Source organism: Bartonella sp. W8151 (assembly GCF_016100385.1).
Lineage (GTDB): Bacteria > Pseudomonadota > Alphaproteobacteria > Rhizobiales > Rhizobiaceae > Bartonella > Bartonella apis.
This window is the reverse complement of sequence record NZ_JACFSO010000002.1, coordinates 338,470-360,162: the sequence shown is the minus strand read 5'-3', so window position 1 is coordinate 360,162 and position 21,693 is coordinate 338,470. Positions and strand designations below refer to the sequence as shown.

Annotated in this window: 19 protein-coding genes; 8 read left to right on the top strand and 11 right to left on the bottom strand. The window is 46.5% G+C overall.

Going from position 1 to position 21,693, the window contains the following annotated elements:
• Positions 1-583 precede the first annotated feature (583 nt).
• The 3 genes from H3V14_RS04450 to H3V14_RS04440 form a co-directional block, all read right to left on the bottom strand.
• On the bottom strand, positions 584-922 hold the full coding sequence (locus H3V14_RS04450; protein ID WP_075868895.1) for a tRNA-binding protein: 339 nt from the start codon (positions 920-922) through the stop codon (positions 584-586).
• A 41-nt stretch (positions 923-963) separates the two neighbouring features.
• Positions 964-1,464, bottom strand: a complete 501-nt coding sequence (locus H3V14_RS04445) for a YbjN domain-containing protein (protein ID WP_075869838.1) — start codon at positions 1,462-1,464, stop codon at positions 964-966.
• 341 nt (positions 1,465-1,805) lie between these two features.
• The gene (locus H3V14_RS04440; protein WP_075868897.1) at positions 1,806-2,105 is read right to left on the bottom strand and encodes an accessory factor UbiK family protein; all 300 of its coding nucleotides are present in this window, start codon (positions 2,103-2,105) and stop codon (positions 1,806-1,808) included.
• A gap of 334 nt (positions 2,106-2,439) precedes the next feature.
• Between H3V14_RS04440 and lgt the strand changes: the two genes are divergently transcribed.
• From lgt to H3V14_RS04420, 4 genes are all read left to right on the top strand, one after another.
• Positions 2,440-3,330, top strand: coding sequence for a prolipoprotein diacylglyceryl transferase (lgt, locus tag H3V14_RS04435; RefSeq protein ID WP_198226920.1), 891 nt, complete (start codon positions 2,440-2,442; stop codon positions 3,328-3,330).
• Positions 3,323-4,426, top strand: a complete 1,104-nt coding sequence (locus tag H3V14_RS04430) for a class I SAM-dependent methyltransferase (RefSeq protein ID WP_198226918.1) — start codon at positions 3,323-3,325, stop codon at positions 4,424-4,426. Before lgt ends, H3V14_RS04430 begins: the two co-directional genes overlap by 8 nt.
• A gap of 54 nt (positions 4,427-4,480) precedes the next feature.
• Positions 4,481-5,263 (top strand): peptidoglycan editing factor PgeF, encoded by a 783-nt coding sequence (gene pgeF, locus H3V14_RS04425; RefSeq protein WP_198226916.1) that lies wholly within the window; start codon positions 4,481-4,483, stop codon positions 5,261-5,263.
• 632 nt (positions 5,264-5,895) lie between these two features.
• Entirely contained in the window at positions 5,896-6,828 is a 933-nt protein-coding gene (locus H3V14_RS04420; RefSeq protein WP_075868906.1) for a ribose-phosphate pyrophosphokinase, read from the top strand.
• A 634-nt stretch (positions 6,829-7,462) separates the two neighbouring features.
• Here the strand turns inward: H3V14_RS04420 and H3V14_RS04415 are convergent.
• Complete coding sequence (locus tag H3V14_RS04415) at positions 7,463-8,992, bottom strand: ATP-binding protein (RefSeq protein ID WP_198226914.1); 1,530 nt, start codon at positions 8,990-8,992, stop codon at positions 7,463-7,465.
• 305 nt (positions 8,993-9,297) lie between these two features.
• Here H3V14_RS04415 and H3V14_RS04410 point away from each other — a divergent pair, with 305 nt between their 5' ends.
• Both H3V14_RS04410 and pth read left to right on the top strand, forming a co-directional pair.
• On the top strand, positions 9,298-9,957 hold the full coding sequence (locus H3V14_RS04410) for a 50S ribosomal protein L25/general stress protein Ctc (RefSeq protein ID WP_075868909.1): 660 nt from the start codon (positions 9,298-9,300) through the stop codon (positions 9,955-9,957).
• 59 nt (positions 9,958-10,016) lie between these two features.
• Complete coding sequence (pth, locus tag H3V14_RS04405) at positions 10,017-10,748, top strand: aminoacyl-tRNA hydrolase (RefSeq protein WP_198226912.1); 732 nt, start codon at positions 10,017-10,019, stop codon at positions 10,746-10,748.
• A gap of 860 nt (positions 10,749-11,608) precedes the next feature.
• On the opposite strand, the gene H3V14_RS04400 is transcribed toward pth, so the two are convergent.
• Positions 11,609-12,277 (bottom strand): L,D-transpeptidase, encoded by a 669-nt coding sequence (locus H3V14_RS04400; protein WP_198226910.1) that lies wholly within the window; start codon positions 12,275-12,277, stop codon positions 11,609-11,611.
• 212 nt (positions 12,278-12,489) lie between these two features.
• Here H3V14_RS04400 and ychF point away from each other — a divergent pair, with 212 nt between their 5' ends.
• On the top strand, positions 12,490-13,593 hold the full coding sequence (ychF, locus tag H3V14_RS04395; protein ID WP_075914138.1) for a redox-regulated ATPase YchF: 1,104 nt from the start codon (positions 12,490-12,492) through the stop codon (positions 13,591-13,593).
• Positions 13,594-13,799: 206 nt separating this feature from the next.
• Here ychF and H3V14_RS04390 read toward each other — a convergent pair whose 3' ends face one another.
• The 6 genes from H3V14_RS04390 to H3V14_RS04365 all read right to left on the bottom strand — a co-directional run bounded on the left by H3V14_RS04390 (position 13,800) and on the right by H3V14_RS04365 (position 20,565).
• Entirely contained in the window at positions 13,800-14,240 is a 441-nt protein-coding gene (locus H3V14_RS04390) for a PRC-barrel domain-containing protein (protein ID WP_075868913.1), read from the bottom strand.
• Between the two features lie 676 nt (positions 14,241-14,916).
• On the bottom strand, positions 14,917-15,465 hold the full coding sequence (locus H3V14_RS04385) for an adenine phosphoribosyltransferase (protein ID WP_075868915.1): 549 nt from the start codon (positions 15,463-15,465) through the stop codon (positions 14,917-14,919).
• Between the two features lie 6 nt (positions 15,466-15,471).
• Positions 15,472-16,314: a cytochrome c1 gene (locus tag H3V14_RS04380; protein ID WP_198226908.1), complete on the bottom strand. Its 843-nt coding sequence runs from the start codon at positions 16,312-16,314 to the stop codon at positions 15,472-15,474.
• Positions 16,308-17,582 carry a cytochrome bc complex cytochrome b subunit gene (locus H3V14_RS04375; protein ID WP_198227144.1) on the bottom strand — a complete coding sequence of 425 codons (1,275 nt, stop codon included), beginning with the start codon at positions 17,580-17,582 and terminating at the stop codon, positions 16,308-16,310. The genes H3V14_RS04380 and H3V14_RS04375 overlap by 7 nt, the downstream gene beginning before the upstream one ends.
• 5 nt (positions 17,583-17,587) lie before the next feature.
• On the bottom strand, positions 17,588-18,139 hold the full coding sequence (gene petA / locus H3V14_RS04370; protein ID WP_198226906.1) for a ubiquinol-cytochrome c reductase iron-sulfur subunit: 552 nt from the start codon (positions 18,137-18,139) through the stop codon (positions 17,588-17,590).
• Between the two features lie 587 nt (positions 18,140-18,726).
• Positions 18,727-20,565, bottom strand: a complete 1,839-nt coding sequence (locus tag H3V14_RS04365) for an ABC transporter ATP-binding protein (protein WP_198226904.1) — start codon at positions 20,563-20,565, stop codon at positions 18,727-18,729.
• Between the two features lie 597 nt (positions 20,566-21,162).
• On the opposite strand from H3V14_RS04365, the gene H3V14_RS04360 reads away from it, so the two are divergent.
• Positions 21,163-21,648, top strand: coding sequence for a tRNA (cytidine(34)-2'-O)-methyltransferase (locus H3V14_RS04360; RefSeq protein WP_075868919.1), 486 nt, complete (start codon positions 21,163-21,165; stop codon positions 21,646-21,648).
• Positions 21,649-21,693: the final 45 nt, after the last annotated feature.

Here is a 21,693-nt window from a genome sequence, read left to right as displayed (position 1 = left end):
CAACTATTTCCTGTTACCCGCTTGTGACCACGTGATGGCAAGCGGTGTCAGGAAGAACTGTCGCACCAGCAACTTAAAATTATTCCCTGACGACCAAATTAATATTTTTATGAATGACGAAGGCCGTTTGCCCCTGTCATTAAACGTTCCTTGTTAATGACAGGCCACGCGTGCCATGAAGAGCAGTTCGTATGCCGTTCGGCAGTGGTTACCGATGGCGGGCTTGTGTAGCAATGACGGGAACAGTTTGCCCGCGAACCACTTATCCTTGCGCCACTCATCCTTACATTCGAATGTTATTTCGGATAGTGAAAACTGTTATTTTCGAAGCGCTGATAAAAAAAATTGGCAACTGGAAAATGTAGCGACCGATTTTTTTAAGCCCCCCAAAGACACAAAACCACCACCGCTTCGATCAATCGTTGTGCTATGCCGATCATTGACCTTCGACCATCATCACAAAGTGTAATCGGTTCACTCGGCCACAAGCAAAATGCTATTGGTTCAAGTGTTGGTCATTCAAGTGGCACGGTTGGCTGGATTAACCCGCTTCGCATTGCAAAAATCCGATGCATTGCTGTTTCTAGAATATGCGCCCGCCAACGGGAACTTCTTTTGACGGTTCAAGAAGCACAACAGCGCCATTTTCATCAGGCAGACCAAGAGTGAGAACTTCCGACATGAACGGGCCGATCTGGCGCGGCGGAAAATTGACAACACATAGAACTTCACGACCGACAAGCTCGTCGAGCTTGTAATGCACAGTTATCTGGGCTGATGAAAGTTTGACGCCGATCTCTTTGCCGAAATCGATTTTGAGTTTGTAGGCAGGTTTACGTGCTTCAGGAAAAGCCTTCGCTTCGATAATTTTCCCGACACGGATATCAACCTTTAAAAAATCATCAAAACTGATTTCTGCCACCTTACAAACTCCTTGTACTGCCTGCCAAACACTTTATCCGATTAGGCATTTCCCTTTGTTTCGAACAAAGCAAATTGCAGTGCATTTTCTGCTGAAAGGGAAGACCACGCCACCATCTGGAAAGCGCTATAATGCGTTTCGCAAACATCAAGAGCATTGACAAGCAGGTTTTCCACTTGTGCGTTCGACGGATGCAAGCCACCCGAAAGCAACAATGCCTGCCGGAAAATGACCGACGAAGAATCTTCCCAGAAATCAAAATGCCCCATCAGCAATTTTTCGTTGATTGCCAGAACCAGTTTGAGAAGTTCTTTTCGTCTTTGTTGCGAAACAGACATATCGAATGCACAGGCAAGATGCAGTGCTTCCTGATTTTCCATCCACGAGAACGCAATATGGTAAGTCGCCCAATGGCCCTCGACACAAATTGTTATTTCGTCTTCGGCCGTTCTTTCAAATGACCAATCATGACCATTGGCTACCTGCTCGATCAAATCGACAGGGTGGCGATCCCGTTCCAAGTTGCCTACGGCAAGCCTCATTTCATTCCTCAATTCCAAAAGCGCATTTCCGCAAGAAAAATTCCGGCGAAAAATACCACCCGTGCGTTGCCGCACGGTTCAAGTTACCCGCAAAAATCATAAACGCATAAAACGCACAACAACTGCATAAAACGCAAATATTGCCATTTGTTCTGTTTCGGCTTCTTTGCGAATCATCTTTAATTTTCAGTGTATTGATCTAAATTGCGAACGCTAGTCCCCCTGATTCAAAAAGCTGTTCAAGAATAAAAAAACGGGCCGGAAACAAAAGTCCGACCCGTCCTAACAGATTCTGGATTAAGCGTTTTTCTGACTTATTCACAGCCAATAAAAACTGGGGATTATTTTTTCTTTTCGTGCTCTTCTTGTGAAGTCGAAGCGGTTTTTGCCTTCGAACCCGATTTGTTTTCCTGTTTATCCAGACGTTTTTTCAGTTCCTCGACTTCTTCGCGTGCTTTGGCGGCCATTTCCTTGACAACCTCGAACTCGTCACGATGAACAAAATCGAATTTATTGAGAACACGTTCCGCCTGGGCACGAAAAGCGGTTTCGGCTTCTTTGCGCACACCTTGTGCAGCACCGGCTGCATCGGTCATCAACTTTGCAAGTTCATCAAGAACACGATTGGGTCCATTATTCATTTGGCCTATCCTTTTTAAAACTGTTTAGACGCCCATTAAAAAATCAATTCAGGCTAACATATAGAACATTTTTTTAAAATAAGGATAGGCGATTTGTCATCTCTTTGTCCCCACATCGCAAAACATAAACATAAAAACACTTTTTAGCTAAAAAACATAAAAGCTTTTAACCGCATGATTTTAGAGTCAAAGTTGCAACGGTCCTTTACGCCACTTCCTATGGTTTCAGATTTTTTTAAAAGCTGACAATTGACTTTACAAGCAATAGAGGGTTGACCGGAACCCGTTCCTCGGTCATTTTCGGCTACAAAAATTCAGGATTGAATAGTTTGTCATGAACGATTTGCCCAACTGTCCCGCCATTGCATTTCCCGATTTTCTCAATCCAATCATTGTAGAAATCGGACCGGTTGCACTTCATTGGTACGGCCTTGGCTATGTTATCGGCATCCTTTTTGCCTGGTGGTATGGCACCTTTTTGTTAAAACACAAATCGCTCTGGTACAATGAAACCCCGCCAATGACCCCGCAATTATTGGGTGATTTTGTGGTTTGGGCAGCTATCGGCGTTGTCGTTGGCGGGCGTCTCGGGCAGGTTTTATTCTGGGATCCGCAATATTATTTCAGCCATCCGGCGGAAATCATTGCCGTCTGGGACGGCGGCATGGCCTTTCATGGTGGGCTGATCGGCACCATTATCGCCATGATCTGGTTTGCCGTAAAACACAAAATCGGCATTTGGACGATGTTTGATACAATCGCTGCGGGTGTGCCTGTCGGCCTTGGTGTGGTGCGCATTTGTAACTTTATCAATCAGGAGCTATGGGGCAACGTGACAAATGTTCAATGGGCAGTCTGTTTTCCGCGTGATCCCGATTATCTTCCCCGCCACCCGAGCCAGATTTATGAAGCGCTGATGGAAGGGCTCATATTGTTCATCGTGCTTGCCATTCTTGTTTTTGCATTCAAAGCCTTGCGCAAGCCCGGCATTGTTTCAGGCACCTTCATTTTCGGCTATGGTATAGCACGCATGATTTCGGAAATATTCCGCGTACCCGGTGAAGATCCGGAATGGTTCAGCAGTGTTTTTTCCAACACCGGCGTTACCTATGGCATGGCATTGTCGCTTCCCATGGTGTTATTCGGCCTTTATGCCATTTGGCGGGCTTTCAAATACGCTCCAAAAAACAAGGCCGATCTTCATTCGATAAAAAACGATGGCTGATCTTAAAACAAAAATTTGCGAACTGATTGCCCTTCAGGGACCGATGCGGGTGAGTACCTTCATGACACTGGCCTTGAGCGACGATCAAAACGGCTATTACAAACATGAAACACCGTTCGGTAAAGAAGGTGATTTTATTACCGCACCTGAAATAAGCCAGATGTTTGGCGAACTTATCGGTGTCTGGGCGATTGAAACTTTCAATCAGTTGAACAAACCGTCATCCTTCAGCCTTTGCGAGTTGGGACCGGGCCGCGGCACACTCATGCAGGATTTGTTGCGTGTTGTTGCAAAACTTTCGCCCGAATGTTTTAAAGCGTCGAATGTATTCATGGTCGAAACCTCCGACAAGCTTGTAGAAGCTCAAAAACAGGCTCTTTCTTCTTATGATGATAAAATCCATTGGCTAAAGGATTTCGATAAACTCCCCGACGATCCGCTCATTCTTGTAGCAAACGAATTTCTTGATGCTTTGCCGATAGACCAATTCGTCAAAATCGACGGTCAATGGCACGAACGGCTTATTGGAATAGACGACAACGATCAACTGGAGTTTGCCGTCGGTCACAATGTGCTTGATCGGAAAAATTTACCGAAAAAATATCAGGATTTGCCGGATGGTTCGGTCTTGGAGCTTTCGCCCGCAAGAATCCAATTTGTGGAACAGGTTTTAAAACATATTTCAACGGCGCGGGGCTCGGCACTGTTTATTGATTATGGCAGCACCGGTCTTCCCTATGGGGATACGTTACAGGCTATATCCCGTCACAAATTCAAAAATGTTTTTTCCGCGCCGGGAAAAGATGATTTGACCAGCCATGTCGATTTTTCTTCGTTAGAAATGATTGCAAAACGCCACGGCATTCTATCAGACGTCATCACACAAGGCGCATTTCTGACTGGCATGGGACTGATCGAGCGTGCAGGCCAGCTCGGCGCCAATAAAAGCCCGACTGTACAGGAAAAAATTCGCCTTGATGTTGAAAGATTGGCAGCTCCCGAAGAAATGGGAAAACTTTTCAAAGTACTTTCCTTAAGCGACAGTAAAACAGGTCTTCACCGGTTGTTTACTGCCAATAATACTTCCCATAATTGACAACCGGTTTTGAAAACGCCACGATAAGCCGACGAAATAACAATGGTCGCTCACATGTTACTATCACCATCGCCTGTTTTTTCACCATCCCTTAAAGTTTTGGAAAAAGAAGGTATCCGCCACGCTTTTTTTACCCGTCAGGGCGGTGTATCACGCGGCATTTACGAGAGCTTGAACCTCGGGCGCGGCTCTAATGACGATAAAGAAAATATCGAAAAAAATCGCGCTATTGTTGCCGACTATATGGGGGTAAAACCGGAAAACCTCGTTAATCTCTATCAAATCCATTCCCCGCATGCGTTGATCGTCAATGAACCGATAAAAGGTGAACGCCCCCGTGCCGATGCATTGGTGACCAACAAAAAGGGACTGGCGCTCGGCATTTTATCGGCAGATTGCGGACCGGTGCTGTTTGCCGACCCGAAAGCACATGTGATCGGCGCTGCCCACGCCGGTTGGCGGGGTGCTCTCGCCGGTGTTGTCGAAAACACCGTTGCGGCAATGGAAACATTGGGTGCAAAACGGAATGATATTGTTGCAACATTAGGACCGTCGATTGGCCCGAAACATTATGAAGTTGGCAAAGAATTTTATGAGACTTTTGTCAATGAATGTGCTTCATACGAGAAATTCTTTGTTCCATCCGGCCGTTTCGAGCATTTTTTCTTCAACCTTTGGGACTTCGTTCAAAACCGTCTTGATGATGCCGGCGTTCATGGCAATTGCCTGAAGCTTTGTACTTATGGTGACGAGAAAAGGTTTTTCTCCTATCGTCGCAAGACACATCGTGACGAGCCGGATTATGGCCGCCAGATATCGGTCATCACACTCGAATAAACTTGTTCCTGGTTGAGCCTGTGTTCATGCGTTGGTGCGGGTTCAACGAATTCCAATTGTTGCATCAACCCCATTCTTAATCTTGTCTGGCTATTCCGTTTTTTCGGCCTCTGATGAAACGTCAGCATTCAACAATCAATTTTGCATCATTCGGACAAAGATTGGATAATGAAATTCCGTCGTTGGTTCCGGCCATTTTTCTGCTATGAGGCACCGGAAAAATAAAGCAAGGCCCTTTAGCCGGCCTCAATGGCGACCAATCAAAAGCCGATTACTAGCACGGTCACGCCTGATCTTTATGATCGGGTTCGTTTTTAATGGTTGCGTCGGTTCAAATCTTTTGTCTTTAAAGAAAATCCGTTTTTTTAAAAACGCCACGGCAAAAAGCATTCTATTTTCCCCGCAAGCCGTTTAATGCGGATAATAACAGTTTGCTTTTCTACAGTTGATAAAAAAGGCCGATGGACGTGAAGATTGTTTGCAACTTGTGAATATCATTTCATAAACGGTGCAAAAACAAAACAGTCAAATAGAAAAAGGCCGAAGTGACAATTTGAACCCTTGCAATCTGATAACAAAAAGTTAAAACCGCACGCAGAAAGTCTGTTTTCTTTAGAGCCAGAGGCCAAGCCATGAAACTTTTCTGCGGCAATTCCAACCCACGCCTTGCCGAAGACGTAACAAAATATCTCAACATTCCCATGGGTAAAGCAACGGTGAGACGCTTTGCCGATCAGGAAATTTTTGTTGAACTCCACGAAAATGTTCGCGGTGAAGATGTGTTCCTCATCCAGTCGACATCCTATCCCGCCAATGACCATTTGATGGAACTGCTCATCATGATTGATGCGGTTCGTCGTGCATCGGCACGCCGCATTACAGCCGTTATTCCTTATTTCGGTTACGCAAGACAAGACCGCAAACCCGGTCCAAGAACACCGATTTCGGCCAAGCTTGTTGCCAATCTTTTGACAGAAGCCGGTGCAAGCCGCGTTTTGACGCTTGATCTTCATGCCGGCCAGATACAAGGCTTTTTCGACATTCCGACCGATAATCTTTATGCGGTTCCCGTCATTGCACGCGATGTCAAAAACAACTATTCCCTCAAAAATGTTATGGTTGTTTCGCCGGATGTCGGTGGCGTGGTTCGCGCCCGTTCTCTTGCCAAACGTCTGGATTGCTTGCTTGCCATCGTCGACAAACGCCGCGAACGGCCGGGCGAATCGGAAGTTATGAATGTTATCGGTGACGTTTCAGGAAAAGATTGTCTTTTGCTTGATGATATCGTCGATTCCGGCGGCACACTTTGCAATGCAGCCGAAGCCCTTTTGAAAAAAGGCGCAAAAAGCGTCACCGCCTATATAACTCACGGCGTTCTTTCGGGCGGGGCTATTGCCCGCATCACTGCTTCAAAGCTTAAAGAATTGGTCATTACCAATTCTATTATGCCGACCCCCGCAGTCGAGCAGGCACCCAATATCCGTGTTCTGCCCATTTCCGACCTTATCGGCGAAGCTATTTCGCGCACAGCTGCCGAACAATCGGTTTCAAGCCTGTTTGATTAAAAGTTTCATTTGTTAACGAAAAAAGGGTCGCAGAGATTTTGTTTCTGCGGCCTTTTATCAAAACCGGACTGTTTGATCGGCTGAACTTTTTCCGGTTCATTAGCACTCTTTTTTCCGGTTCATTGCCACATTTTGTTAAACCGGTTTTGCCGGATAGTCCAGATATTCTTGCTTTGTCTCCAACCTCTTCATAATTTTGTTAAAATGCCTAAACTTTCTCCGATAAGTCAAAAAGCTTGAAGAAAACCTCTTCCCTTTTATCTCTCCCAAGCCTCCCGCCAGTTTTTTTAAATTTCAATTTTTCATCCGTTAAAAGCTTTTTACGTGATAAAAAACAAACATCTGACGATATGCGACGCTGCTTCAAATAGCGCACGTCATCATTCAAAATTTTTCCGGCCTCTTTTTGCCCTCAGTCATCAAGACCAGATAATCGGCAAGCATTATTCACGCTTCCCCCCCACGACAAAACTTTGCTTATCACCGCATTTTTTTACAGTGCTATCATGATCGCGCCTATTGTGCCCGTTTTCTACAAAACGACCAACCAGAAGAGCAATCAGGAATTTTCCAAAAAATCCTCGTTCGGCACGACACAAAAAGATTGTCGAATAATTGTCAGCTCAAAAAATTGCTATTCTGCCGCATCTTCTTTGCTGACGAGATTATCGGGTGCTTCGGGATCTCCCGGTAATGTTTCAAGCCCAAGTTCGGGAAAAGCGGCAATGCGTTTACCGCCGAAATCGGTTCTTACCACCAAAAGCCCGCGTTCTTCGAAATAGGTCAGAAGATGACGGGCACGGCTTAGCGAATGGGTACCATAAAGGCGGGCAAGCGTTGCATCGGAGGGGCAAGGCTTGCCGCTTACCGCAGCTTCGGCGACATTCAAAAATACACCCTGAATATCATCCGTCAGCGTTTCGGAAAGCGCTAAAGCCTTTTGCCAGGTTTCACTTGCAGCCATATCTTCGTCAATAGCAGCCTGTGCAACAGCAAGCTTGCGCCTGAATTGGGCAAGATCAAGCGGTTCACCCTGAACACGATGAATTCGACAACGCACCAGAAAATCCTGATAAAGCACTGCAATCGAGCGGAAAGAGGAATCCTTGTCATCAACGATTTCGCGCAGCACCACATCAAGTTCGGCTTCGCGTTCCTTTTCGTCAATTTCAGGAAAGAGGCTTTGCGGTTCTTGCGGCTCTTCCTGTTTCTGGCGCACCAGCTCTTCCAATAATTCATTGGTGGGTTTGGGAGGTGTCGGCGGCGGTGTACGGCGCACCGGCATAATCATTTCTTCAGGTGAAGGCGTAAAAATCAGGTCTTCGGCGTCAACCGGCGCTTGCGGCAAAGGAACAAGCTTCGGACTTGTCGAACGGGCAGCCGTATCCACGGGGCCAATGACCACATGAAGCGGGCGACGCGACAAGGCCGGACCGAGCGCTACAAAATGACCGCGTTCAAGATCGCGGAACATTTCCGCCTGACGGCGCTCCATACCTAACAGATCGGCAGCACGCGCCATATCAATGTCAAGAAATGTGCGCCCCATTAAAAAGTTGGAAGCTTCGGCGGCAACATTTTTTGCAAGCTTTGCAAGACGCTGGGTGGCAATAACACCGGCAAGTCCGCGTTTTCTGCCACGACACATGAGATTGGTCATGGCACCAAGCGAAAGCTTGCGCGCTTCGTCCGAAACATCACCAGCGGCAGCGGGTGCAAACAATTGCGCCTCGTCAACCACCACCAGAAGCGGATACCAATAATCGCGTTCAGCATCAAAAAGCCCGCCAAGAAAGGCCGCAGCAGCACGCATTTGCTGCTCGGTATCAAGCCCTTCCAGATTCAAAATGGCGGACACGCGATGCTGGCGCACACGCGCGGCAATACGTGTTAATTCGAGTTCGGTGCGTTGTGCTTCAACAACCACATGACCGAACTTGTCAGCAAGCGTAACAAAATCGCCTTCAGGGTCGATCACGCATTGCTGAACCCAATGGGCACTTTGTTCAAGAAGCCTGCGCAACAAATGCGATTTTCCCGAGCCGGAATTGCCCTGTACCAATAAGCGGGTTGCCAATAATTCTTCCAGATCAAGGCTCGCCACTTTCGAGCCCTTGAGCGCTCCGCGTTCAAAGATGGTTCCGAGATTGATATCGACCGTCATTGCCGACCCATCACATGACAAATGGGATTTTGAAACAGAAATAGACCCGCTTTATAAAATGTGGTTGATTCTTTTCGCATGGTTCCTTTTACCATTTCCTTGCCGAAAGGTGGAAAAAACGTCATTTTTTCCCACAACTCTTGCAAGCTCGCAATCTTTCCATTATAGCACCCCAATCCGCGTCGACACCCTTGGAGGCAACGCGGAATGGATTAAGGGATAATCTTTGCCTTTTTCCATATTCATGTCCGGAGCTGTTGAAAGTTCCCCGCATGGATCTCCAATTTTTGAAAAGGACTTAAGCCATGAGTAAAGTTTACACACTCAAGGCCGAAGCACGCGAACGGGTTGGTAAGGGGTCCTCTCGTCACCTTCGCCGCAACGGTCTTGTTCCAGCAGTTATTTACGGCGACAAAAAGCCGGCACTTTCTATTGCTCTTCCCTATAAGGATATCTTTTACAAGATCCATGGTGGCGCATTCTTCACAACGATTGCCACAATCGAAGTCGGCAACGAGAAGATTGAAGTTTTGCCGACCGATTTCCAGCTTGATCCGGTTCGTGACTTCCCGATGCACGTCGATTTCTTGCGTGTTACAGAGAAATCGGTTGTTCACGTCAATGTTCCTGTCCACTTCCTCAACGAGGAAGAAGCTCCCGGCATCAAGACCGGTGGCGTTTTGAACATTGTTCGCCACGAAGTCGAACTTGCAGTTCCGGCTCACCACATTCCGGAAGCTATCAAGGTTGATCTTACCGGTTTGGAAGTTGGTGATTCCGTCCACATTTCCGACATCAAATTGCCGGAAGGTGTTACGCCGCTCATCAAAGACCGCGATTTCACCATTGCAACCATTGCAGCTCCTGTTGCATTGCCTGTTGAAGATGAAACACCGGCAACTGATGAAGCCACAGCAGCAACAGAAGAAACACCTGCTGAGACAACTGAAGAAAAAGCTGAATAATTTTTTTAAAAAAGGCGGGAAAATTTTTTCCGCCTTTTCTTTGCAAGTGAGGTTCATCCATGTTGCTTATTGCCGGTCTCGGCAATCCCGGTATCGAATATCAGGATAACCGGCACAATATCGGTTTTATGGCGGTTGACGAAATCAATCGCAAATACAAGTTCTCATCGTGGAATAAAAAGTTTAACGCACTTGTTTCCAGTGGAACGATAGAAGGCGAAAAAGTCCTTCTTCTCAAACCTCAAACCTATATGAATCTTTCCGGTCAGGCTGTTGGCGAAGCGATGCGCTTTTACAAGCTGCAACCGGAAAACATCATTGTCATTCATGACGAGCTTGATCTTGTCCCCGGAAAATTGCGTGTCAAAACCGGCGGCTCCAGCGGCGGCCATAACGGCATCAAATCGATTGACGCCCATTGCGGCAATAATTACCGGCGCATTCGTGTCGGCATCGGCCATCCCCCATCAAAGGAACAAGTGACAAACCACGTACTCGGTAATTTTTCCAAAGCCGATCATGAATGGCTTGATCCCCTTCTCCAATCGCTTGCTGACAATCTCGGCTTGCTCGTAAACGGCAAAGACAGCCTGTTTATGAACCGTATATCATTGGCTCACGAGAGTGAAACAATAAACGAGCACAAAACTGGAAACGAACACAAAACTGGCGGCGACAAGCCCAAAAGCCAAAGCCACATCCGGCAAGCCCGCCCGCACAAGGCAAAAGAGCTTCCTGCCACCGGCCCGATGGCCGACATGTTAAAAAAACTGTTCAAAAATAATGACTAGATCAATTCGCTTCACTCATCTGAAAGCGAATACACGCGATAAAATGTGCGGCTTGGCTTTAGTCAAAAAGTGAGCCCCGTGACACGGTCGAAGCGGATAGCCCGCAAACACGAAAAGATTATATCCGGCCTCACGGTAATCTTCACCTGCCAACGCTGACAATGGAATTTTTCTTAACTTGGCGGAAAATAGAATAATGTATTGCGCTAGGTATTTGACTGTCAAAATCCTTAAATTGTCGGGCCTTGACTTGTCGGGGCTTTACCCGTTCCAATTTCTATTTTGATACGGCGGGCCATGTTGGCAGCCATGATGATTCATCAATCACCGACTGACGCTTTGACATGACAGAAGCCGGAAATTGGACATGAAAGCCTGCTGGAATTTACTTTTTCTGCCATTTTTAAGAAAGGAGGCGAAAAGCGAGCTAACCAAGGCAATAGACAATCCCTTTTGTTTAATTCGCAGAAAATAATAAGTTACAAAAATGATAAGCCGCAAAAAACAAATTTTCGAACAGTGCCTTCACAATATCACCGCAAAACGCCTGTAACCAAGTTGATAAGAGGCGAAAGTGATATGACTTAACGACTCTGATAAATCGCTATACCCCAATTTTAAAATGCGGGCTTTCTGGCAAATAACGCGTTCCAGCTATCATCAGAAAAACCCCGAAGCATTGCTTGTCAAACTCTTGGCCTATCTGAAATAGCGCCCTATCGGCGTTTAGGAGCTATCGTGAACGAGCTTAATAAAGCCGCAACGGGATAGCGACGACAGTTTTGATTATCAAAATCAAACCCGTTTCAGACAAGAAAAACTTTTATATCCGCCGATGGGTTATCTTTTGTTTGAGATGATCAGGAAAGCCCCTGCTCGTTATGTTGTAGAACAATAACATGGGTTCCTTCGGGTACCCGGCCATAAAGGTCGATGATATCCTGATTGAGCAAGCGTATGCACCCGCTCGACACAGCCTTGCCGATTGACCATTCTTCATGGGAGCCATGAATCCGGAACAATGTGTCACGACCATCCTTGAAAAGGTAAAGTGCGCGTGCACCCAGCGGATTATCCGGCCCTGCCGGCATACCATCGCCGAGATGACCATAACGGTCGGGTTCGCGCTCCATCATATCCTGTGTCGGATGCCACATCGGCCACATGCGTTTATATTGTACGATGGCTTCACCTTCGAGTGCCAGACCGGCTTTTCCGACGCCGACGCCGTAACGCAGTGCACGCCCGTTTTCCTGAACGAGATAGAGGAAACGTGCCTGCGTATCGACAACCAGCGTTCCGGGTGAATAAGGCCCGTTAAATGCCACTTCCTGACGCCAGTATTTCGGGTTGATCTTGCTCATATCAACAGCCGGAAGCGGATAAGGTTCGTTCATCACCGGACCATAGAGCGCTTTGATATCGGCCGGAACCGGCCATGACTGTTCAACTTGAGGTTGATTGCTTACGCAGCCCACAAGAGCCAAAGGTGCTGCAATGATGAATGTACGCCGAGACAGTTGCCTCATGATAACTCCATACAAAATATCGGATTGTTGCTAACACTGAAAGTTTAGCCAATGGTTAAAATAGGCAAGTTTTTGGCAAAAACGAGAAGCCTTGGAAAAATCTATGAGCTGTATCTTTTTCGCATCATAATAGGCTCTTTAACTGGTTTCTGTTAAAAAACGTGCTATAGAACCAGTCATGTTGAAAAGCTTACCGGATTGCGAGAATTTCCATGGGTTTTAAATGTGGTATCGTCGGATTACCCAATGTGGGCAAATCCACACTGTTTAACGCTTTGACAAAAACGGCTGCGGCTCAGGCTGCTAATTATCCTTTTTGCACAATCGAACCGAATACCGGTGAAGTTGCTGTCCCCGATCCGCGGTTAAAAAAGCTTGCAGCGATTGCCGGTTCAAAAGAAATTATCCCGACGCGCATCAGCTTTGTCGATATTGCCGGCCTTGTTCGCGGCGCTTCCAAGGGCGAAGGACTAGGCAACCAGTTTTTGGCCAATATTCGCGAAGTCGATGCCATTGTGCATGTGCTGCGCTGTTTTATTGATGAAGATATCACCCATGTCGAAGGCCGGATTGATCCGGTGTCGGATGCAGCAACCGTCGAAACAGAATTGATGCTTGCCGATCTTGAAAGTCTCGAGCGGCGTATTGTGCAAATGAGAAAACGCGCAACCGGCAAAGACAAGGAAGCTTTGACTGTTCTTCCGATGATGGAAGCGGCTTTGAAGCTTTTACAAAATGGCAAGCCGGTGCGGCTCCTTATCAAAGACATTTCCGCCGATGATAGGCAAATTCTTGATTCCTTCAATTTGTTGACTTCAAAACCGGTGCTTTATGTTTGCAATGTTGCCGAAAGCGATGCTGCAACAGGCAATGATTTTTCGAAAGCTGTCGAGAAAATGGCCGCCGAACAAGGTGCTGAAAGTGTTATTATTTCGGCTGAAATCGAGGCAGAAGTTGCCCAGTTGCCGGATGCGGAAGCCAAAGAATATCTTGAAGAGCTGGGGCTTCATGAACCGGGGCTCGACCGCTTGATCCGCGCGGGCTATCATCTCCTTGATCTTATTACCTATTTTACCTGCGGCCCGAAAGAAACCCGCGCCTGGACCATCAAACGTGGCACCAAAGCCCCGCAGGCGGCAGGCGTTATCCATTCCGATTTTGAACGCGGTTTTATTCGCGCGCAAACGATTGCCTATCAGGACTATGTCGATCTTGGTGGTGAAGTTGCGGCAAAAGAAGCGGGCAAAGCACGAGACGAAGGCAAGGATTATGTTGTTGAAGATGGCGATGTCATGCTTTTCAAGCATAATTCCTGATCTCCTGACAACCAATCGCACCGGTGTTGCTCATTTTCCGGCTGTTTTTTGATAAACAATCCGGTTCTAATATTTTCGGGAGGATCTCGAAAACTGATGGTATAAAAGCCGTCCGGAAATTTTTCCGGATGGCTTTTGTTCAACTCTTGGCCATAGAAAAACAACAAGCTTTCGATAGGAAAGAGTTCACCTAAAGAATTGTTATATCAGAGCTTCTTATGCTCTTCATATTTGAATTCGGGCGCAGCCATCAGGCTCTCTTTGGTGACATTGACGACAACCTTCCATGCTCCGTTCTCGTGACGCATGTAAATGCTTGTCGGGTCAACCACAACGTAGCGCTCGCCAACGCCAAGGAAACCGCCAACACCCACAACAATGCCCGCTACATTATTCTGGCGGATGATAATGTCCTTGATCTGGCCGATTGCCTGATCTTGCTTGTTTAAAACTTTCGTATCAATCAAGCTTGAAGCAATAAAATCGGTTTCGGTCGGTGTGACATAACGAACAACGACATCACCATTCGGCAGCTTGACTTCCGAAGCCGGTTCTTTCGGTGCTTCGATTGTAATTTTTGGAGATTGTGCAAATGCAGTTCCAGCGAGTGTTGCAGCTAAAACAGTGATAAGTGCCAGTCTTTTCATTTAATACGCCTCATTAAAAAAATTGAATTACTTTAATGAAACGTATAAAAATTCGAATGGTTCCAATTTTTATTTAATTTTTCGATTTATTTTTCATTATAATAATTCTTTTAATGAGTATTTCATTATAGCATTTTTTATTTGGAATTTTTTTACTGCATTTTATGGAAGTTATACTCGGAACAGGTTTTAGTATTTTCCGTACACTAGTCTTCGGCTTTGTGGGCAATCTTTGTTTTTTAAAAACAAGCTCCTCAAACGTTTTCTGTTTTGAACGTTATATCTTTTTAAGACCGTCCGGCTTGGAACGTCCGGTTCTCTCACCGTTTAATTTTTTTAAACCCCACCGGTAAACATTGCAAAAGAGCTTCAAAGCGAAGCCAAAAACATATTGAAAATGCGGTAAAAATCAAAAACCGGCATTATTTGATTGTTCCGTTGGATTTGATTGTTCCGTAGGTGACCGGCCGTTAGCCACCCACGAATAGAAATTCAAAACCGGCTTGAAAGAAAGAAAATCAAGAGCACTCAGGCGTTTTAAAAAACGCCTGCTCTATCAACAACAATTTGCCTGAAAAATTGATGCAAAAAACAGCTTTCGCTGAAAGCATCTGTGGTTACTTCTAAATGCGTCCCCACATTTTAGAAGCGAACTACATTTTCAAGAGGTCAAGCTTCAATCACCTTCATAAGAAACGAGTGTATGGACATCAACCCCCAATTGGCGAAGCTTGTCGGCGCCACCATGGTCGGGCAGATTGATGACAAAACAGGCTGCAACAATTTCCGCATCTATCTGGTGCAACAATTCGGCTGCAGCAATGGCCGTTCCGCCGGTGGCGATAAGATCATCGACCAGTACCACACGTTCACCGGGTTTGACCGCATCGCGGTGCATTTCCATTTCGTCAATGCCATATTCAAGGCTATAGGCAATGCGCACCGTATCATAAGGCAATTTGCCTTTTTTCCTGATTGGCACGAAGCCTGCTGAAAGCTGGTGGGCAACAGCCCCGCCCAGAATGAAACCGCGTGCTTCCACACCGGCAATTTTATCGACTTTAAGTCCTATATAGGGGTAAACCAGCGCATCAATGGTGCGCCGGAAGGCACCGGCATTGCCCATCAACGTTGTAATATCGCGGAATTTTACTCCCGGTTTCGGATAATCCGAAATAGTGCGGATCGCTTTTTTCAGTGTTTCTTCAAGAGTTTCATTTGTCATCAATTTTCAATCCAATTCATTCCATATGCGTCTTTTCACGGCATAGGTAAGGCCGGCAAAAACTATCAAGAACAAGATGACACGAAAACCGGTCTTCTTGCGTGTTTCCATATGCGGATCGGCAGTCCACATCAAAAAGGCCGATATGTCACGGGCGTAATTTTCAATTGTTTCTTCTGTACCATCATTATACGCCACCATGCCATCACTTAAAGGGGGCGGCATGGCAAGCGCATTTCCCGAATTGAAATAAGGGTTATACCAATTATTTTCTGCTACTTCTGCTCCCTCTGGCGCGTCGCTATAACCGGTGAGAAGTGCCGTGATATAATCAGGCCCTGCTTCGTTATAGTTGGTAAAAATATCGGCAATGAAGGCAGGAAACGGCAAAGGCACTGCACGGGCTTTTGCCATGAGCGAAAGGTCGGCCGGATTGGCACCATTATTGGCAAATTTTGCCGCCTCGACGTTCGGAAATGGTGAAGGAAAATAATCAGTCGGCAAGCCTTTGCGAACAAACATTTCCCCTTCGCTGTTCGGCCCGTCCTGAATGTCATAGGTTTTGGCAAAAGCTTTTATTTGTTCATCACTATAGCCAAGTGCCTTGAGGTCACGAAAAGCAACATATTTCAAGGAATGGCAGGTCGAGCAAACTTCTTTATAAACCTTGAGACCGCGTTGCAATTGTTGAAGATCATAAGTGCCAAAGGGGCCGGAAAAGCTCCAGCTCTGTTTTTCGGGAAGCTTCAACGGGTAATGCGCCTCTCCTCCCTCTTCCGCAAAAACAGCAAAAGGCGAAAGAACAAAGGTGATAACAACAAGGAAAAGGTGAGTGAGTTTTCTTACCATAGCCGCCACCTTGTTTTTGCCTTTGCGGCCCTTTTTGCGAGATCTTCGCTAATGGAAGAAGGAACAGACAAAGTTTTTTCAAACTTCGGCAAGAACGGCATGATGACGAGGAAAAATACAAAATAATAAAGTGTGGCAATCTGCGACCAGAATACGCTGCTTTCTGTAATGGGTGCTGCCCCCAATGTTCCAAGTGCCACCACATCAACAATGAAGAGCCAATAAAACAGTTTGAAAGCCGGACGATAGCGCGCGGAACGCACTTTCGAGCGGTCAAGCCATGGCACGAATAACCAGATGAGAACCGCTGCCATCAATATCAGCACACCGCCGAATGTCGAACTGATCGGCCCGAAATCGAACGTAATTGCGCGCAACATAGCGTAGAAGGGTAGAAAATACCATTCCGGCACAATATGCGGTGAGGTGGTCATGGTGTTACCGGCGATATAATTATCGGGGTGCCCCATATAATCGGGCATGAAAAACAAAAACCATGCAAAGAAAATCAGAAATACGCTGATTGCAAAAATATCTTTGATCGTTGCATAGGGTGTAAAAGGTACAGTTTCCGAGGGCGATTTCACCTCTACACCTGTCGGGTTGTTCTGCCCGACATGGTGGACAGCCCAGATATGCAAACCGACAAGAAAAACCAGAATGAAGGGAAAAAGATAATGCAGTGAATAAAAGCGGTTGAGTGTCGGCTGGCCGACATTGAAACCGCCCAATAATGTTTCATGAAGCCATGGGCCGATAACCGGAATGGCCTTGAAAAGGCCGGAAATAACCGAAGCTGCCGATGTCGACATCATACCCCAGACAAGTGTATAGCCTAAAAATGCGGTTGCCATCATCACCAGATAGATCAGAACACCGATCATCCAGATAAGCTCTCGCGGCTTTTTATACGAGCCATAATAAAGGCCACGGGCAAGATGGATATAGGCTGCAATAAAAAAGAATGACGAGCCGACAGCATGCCATGGCTCGAACAGCCAACCGAACTGGCCGTCGCGCATAAAGCGTTCGCGCGCATCGAAAGCCAATGTCACATCCGGTATATAATGCATCGACATGACAATGCCGGTCAAAATCTGCGATACCATCATCAATGTGAGGATGCCGCCAAAGGTATAGAAATAATTGAGGTTCCTCGGCACCGGAAACGAAACACCAAGATTATAAAGAAAACGCAAAATCGGTAGCCTTGCGTCAAGCCAGCGTGTCAGAGCAAATTTCGGATTATAGGATGAAGGTTTGGTCATCATATCTATCCGATCTGCAACAGGCTGTCAGACAGAAAGCGGTAAGGCGGTATTTCAAGATTGCGATTGGCGGGGCCGGAGCGCACCCTTCCGGCTGTGTCGTAAACCGAACCATGACAGGGGCAGAACCAGCCGCCAAAAGCACCCGATTGCCCGAGCGGCACACAACCAAGATGTGTGCAAATATTGATGAGAACAAGCCATTGTTCGCGCCCCTTTCCAGCCGAGCGGGCAAGATCGGTGGCGGGTTGGTGTCCTTCAAGATTGGGATTTGCCGCATCCTTATCCTTGAGCTTTTCCAAGTCGACTTGACGGGCATCGGCAATTTCTTTTTCGGTACGGTGGCGAATGACCACCGGCTGCCCGCGCCATTTGACGGTAACCGACATTCCCTCTTCAATGCCGGAAATATCAACCTCGATTGTGGCACTTGCCAAAACTTTCTGATCGGGGCGCAATTGGTCGATAAAAGGCCATGCGACAGAACCGACGCCAAGCGCACCGGCAACGCCGGTTGCAAGAAAAAGAAAATCGCGTCGTGTCTTTTCGCTGCTCATTGTAAAAGGTTTTTAACCTGTCGGAAAAAGGTTGGTGCCTGTTGGTCAAACGTATGTTTTTTAACACACAGCACCAATTTGTCCACGCTTTAAAATAATGATAGCCGGAACGCGACTGTTTTTGCAACTTTCACGGTTAATTGCTGCACGATTATGAGTAACTTTTCTTCAATTGTTTCAAATAACGGCAGCTTGTTGTTTATCGCCCTTAAAAACAGTGACAAGTTTTTAAAAATATGGAGCACGCATTAAAAACAAGCAGCATGTTTCGGCTTTCTTTTTCTTCATTGCGATTGCGTGTGTCTTCACTATTTCCGGCAATGAAAAGGTTTTGTTAGAGCGGGTTTTTTGTGATGAAGCGAGCTTACCCCCAAAAAGCCTATGCGGATAAGCTCAACCGAAAATACCATATAAAAAACGACATAAGAAGCGTAAATTTTAAATGCGTTTTGACAAAACTTCATTGACAAAACCGTAAGCAAAAAGCGAGATCTGCTCTCTTGCCACCCGCAACGAAAAGCTAGGTTTATTGCGGATGGCTAATTTCAGCGTGATTTCAAACTTTTCAAGAAATCCGATCTCATTTTTCAAGCCTCTTCATCAAGATCAAGATGGCCGCCAACCTGCCGGTTCCACAAATGGGCATAGATACCGTTTTTCAAAAGCAATTCTTCATGCGTTCCATCTTCGACAATTCTTCCCTTATCCATCACGATGAGGCGATCCATTTCGGCAATTGTCGACAAGCGGTGGGCAATGGCAAGAACGGTTTTTCCTTTCATCAGGCGCGCAAGATTTTCCTGAATGGCCGCTTCGACTTCCGAATCGAGTGCCGAAGTGGCCTCGTCAAGAATAAGGATCGGCGCATCTTTGAGCATGACCCGCGAAATGGCGATGCGCTGGCGCTGGCCACCGGAAAGGCGCGCACCCCGTTCGCCAACGAAGGCATCATATCCGGTCTTGCCGTTCTGGTCGCGCAAACTGTCGATAAAATCGGCAGCTTCGGCATCCCTCACCGCATCAAGCAGTTCCCGATTGCTGGCATCAGGACGGCCATAGAGAATATTGTCTTTGAGCGAACGGTGTAAAAGCGAGGTATCCTGTGTCACCACGCCAATGGCCGCGCGCAAGCTTTCCTGTGTGACATCGGCAATATTTTGCCCGTCAATCAATATGGCGCCCTCTTCGACATCGTGAAAACGCAGGAGAAGATTGACAAGGGTGGATTTACCGGCGCCGGAGCGCCCCACAACACCGACCTTTTGCCCGGGCTCGATATGAAGGTTGAAATCTTTCAAGATTCCTTTGCCCTTGCCATAATGGAAGCCGACATTTTCAAACCGGATATCGCCCTTTTTGACGACAAGTTTTTTAGCATTTTTCTTGTCTTCGACCATTCTTTCCTGTGCAATGGAATGCATTCCATCCTCGACAATGCCGATATTTTCAAAAAGTGCAGCCATTTCCCACATAATCCATTGCGCCATGCCATTAAGCCGCAAGACAAGGCCGATGCTGACCGCAACAGCGCCGACAAGAATGGCATCCCTTTGCCATAGCCAGATGCCAAGTGCTCCCACAACAAACAATAAAATACAGTTCGACACATAAACGCTGATCGAAAATTTCGAGATCAGCCGCATCTGTTTGTAAACCGTGCCCTGAAAATGCTCGAATCCTTCACGCGCAAAGCTTTCCTCCCTTGCGTGGTGGGAAAAGAGTTTGACGGTTGCAATATTGGTATAAGAATCAACAACGCGCCCAGTCATAAGCGAACGCGCGTCGGCCTGCGCTTCGGATGCGTCGCGCAATTTCGGGATAAAATATTTAAGCAGCCCGATATAGCTGATAATCCACAAAAGAAAGGGCACCATCAACCGCCAGTCGGATGAGGCGGCAATCACCAGTGTGCCAAGGAAATAGACAATCACATAATTTAAAACGTCAAAAAGCTTCATGACCGTTTCGCGCACCGACAAGGCCGTTTGCATGACTTTCGCCGAGATGCGACCGGAAAACTCGTTCTGGAAAAAGCTCATGGATTGGCCAAGGAGATAACGGTGCACAAGCCAGCGTATCCGCATCGGATAATTGCCAAGCAATGTCTGATGCATCACCATACTGTGCATGGTGACAAAAAATGGCAGGATGAGAACGACCAGCACACCGATGAGTGCAAGTTTTACGCCTTGCGTTTTAAAAAATGTTGCCCGCGAATTGGCATTGAGCCAGTCGACAATACTTCCCAAAAAACCGAAAAGCGAAACTTCTGTCACCGCAATCAGAGCGGTAAAAATTGCCATGAAGATCAACCAGGGCCAAACGCCTTCCGTATAATAAAGGCAGAAACCCAACAGATTTTGCGGTGGGCGTTTCAGCTCCTTTTCGGGAAAAGCGTTCAATCTTCGTTCAAACCATCCAAACATGGTCGAGCTCCTCGTTATTGCTTTTTAGCTGTCCGGTAGTGTGTGTCCGGTAAAACCGGAACGCGTCATAAATGCAACGATTTTGACGTTAATGTGTTGCATCCGATAGAATGCGGCATTTCTTTTCTGCCATAAGAGGGCAAATTTTTCAAAGTCCGCACCTTGCCTGATGACCACTTTTATTCAATTGCGACTTTTGTTCAATTGCGACTTTTGTTCAATTGTGACTTTTGTTGAGGGCAAAGATATTTTTAAAAAAAGACATACGAAAACCGGTTTGATGACAACTACAAAACCGGATGCCTCACTCAAGTTCGCTCCCCCAAGATAATTTATTATTTTCCCCCTTCAATAGCGAAAACAAGCACATATAACTTATGCCATTCACAATTTTGCGCTTCAAAAAATATCGAATATCGTTTGCAAAGAAAGACGTTTGCGCGCTTGGCGACGGAAGACAATTTGCAAAGAAAGATGATGCGCAAAAGAAAACAAATCGGCGGGAAGTCCAAATTTTTGAGGATTGATAGAATCGTTCACGTTTTGAATGCCCGCTCCCCCTTTACAACGGCAGGGTGACAAGCCTATTCAACAGACATGACACTTCGTATTGCACTTTTCCAGCCTGATATTGCCGGAAATACCGGAACGATTTTGCGTTTGGGCGCCTGTTTCGGCGTACCTGTCGACATTATCGAACCGGCAGGTTTTGACCTTTCCGACCGCCATTTGAAGCGTGCTGGAATGGATTATCTCGAAATTGCAACATTGAAGCGGCACATTGACTGGCAGCATTTTCTGGTAGAGCAAAAGGCCGAAAACCGCCGTCTTATCCTTTTTACGACCAAGACAGATGCTCCCTATACCGATTTTTCTTTTCAAGACAATGATGTGCTTCTTTTCGGGCGGGAATCAGCGGGTGCACCCGATTATGTCCATGAAACGGTGGACGCCGAAGTGACGATTCCAATGGTCAAAGTTGCGCGTTCTCTCAACCTTGCGGTCAGCGTTGCAATCGGCATCAGCGAAGCATTGCGCCAACTAACGCGGCATAAGGTGGTTAATTTATCATCTCGTGATTAAGAGGTAGACAAAGCAGTCTTCACCCCTTATCTCTTTTCTAGAGTT

What these genes read in the sequence shown, in the direction of transcription:
- H3V14_RS04360 (WP_075868919.1), top strand. Translation starts at nt 21,163, where the DNA reads ATGACACTTCGTATTGCACTTTTCCAGCCTGATATTGCCGGAAATACC.
- H3V14_RS04430 (WP_198226918.1), top strand. Translation starts at nt 3,323, where the DNA reads ATGGCTGATCTTAAAACAAAAATTTGCGAACTGATTGCCCTTCAGGGA.
- H3V14_RS04380 (WP_198226908.1), bottom strand. Translation starts at nt 16,314, where the DNA reads ATGGTAAGAAAACTCACTCACCTTTTCCTTGTTGTTATCACCTTTGTT.
- H3V14_RS04390 (WP_075868913.1), bottom strand. Translation starts at nt 14,240, where the DNA reads ATGAAAAGACTGGCACTTATCACTGTTTTAGCTGCAACACTCGCTGGA.
- H3V14_RS04440 (WP_075868897.1), bottom strand. Translation starts at nt 2,105, where the DNA reads ATGAATAATGGACCCAATCGTGTTCTTGATGAACTTGCAAAGTTGATG.
- H3V14_RS04445 (WP_075869838.1), bottom strand. Translation starts at nt 1,464, where the DNA reads ATGAGGCTTGCCGTAGGCAACTTGGAACGGGATCGCCACCCTGTCGAT.
- H3V14_RS04365 (WP_198226904.1), bottom strand. Translation starts at nt 20,565, where the DNA reads ATGTTTGGATGGTTTGAACGAAGATTGAACGCTTTTCCCGAAAAGGAG.
- petA (WP_198226906.1), bottom strand. Translation starts at nt 18,139, where the DNA reads ATGAGCAGCGAAAAGACACGACGCGATTTTCTTTTTCTTGCAACCGGC.
- pgeF (WP_198226916.1), top strand. Translation starts at nt 4,481, where the DNA reads ATGTTACTATCACCATCGCCTGTTTTTTCACCATCCCTTAAAGTTTTG.
- H3V14_RS04400 (WP_198226910.1), bottom strand. Translation starts at nt 12,277, where the DNA reads ATGAGGCAACTGTCTCGGCGTACATTCATCATTGCAGCACCTTTGGCT.
- pth (WP_198226912.1), top strand. Translation starts at nt 10,017, where the DNA reads ATGTTGCTTATTGCCGGTCTCGGCAATCCCGGTATCGAATATCAGGAT.
- ychF (WP_075914138.1), top strand. Translation starts at nt 12,490, where the DNA reads ATGGGTTTTAAATGTGGTATCGTCGGATTACCCAATGTGGGCAAATCC.
- H3V14_RS04415 (WP_198226914.1), bottom strand. Translation starts at nt 8,992, where the DNA reads ATGACGGTCGATATCAATCTCGGAACCATCTTTGAACGCGGAGCGCTC.
- H3V14_RS04385 (WP_075868915.1), bottom strand. Translation starts at nt 15,465, where the DNA reads ATGACAAATGAAACTCTTGAAGAAACACTGAAAAAAGCGATCCGCACT.
- lgt (WP_198226920.1), top strand. Translation starts at nt 2,440, where the DNA reads ATGAACGATTTGCCCAACTGTCCCGCCATTGCATTTCCCGATTTTCTC.
- H3V14_RS04375 (WP_198227144.1), bottom strand. Translation starts at nt 17,582, where the DNA reads ATGACCAAACCTTCATCCTATAATCCGAAATTTGCTCTGACACGCTGG.
- H3V14_RS04410 (WP_075868909.1), top strand. Translation starts at nt 9,298, where the DNA reads ATGAGTAAAGTTTACACACTCAAGGCCGAAGCACGCGAACGGGTTGGT.
- H3V14_RS04420 (WP_075868906.1), top strand. Translation starts at nt 5,896, where the DNA reads ATGAAACTTTTCTGCGGCAATTCCAACCCACGCCTTGCCGAAGACGTA.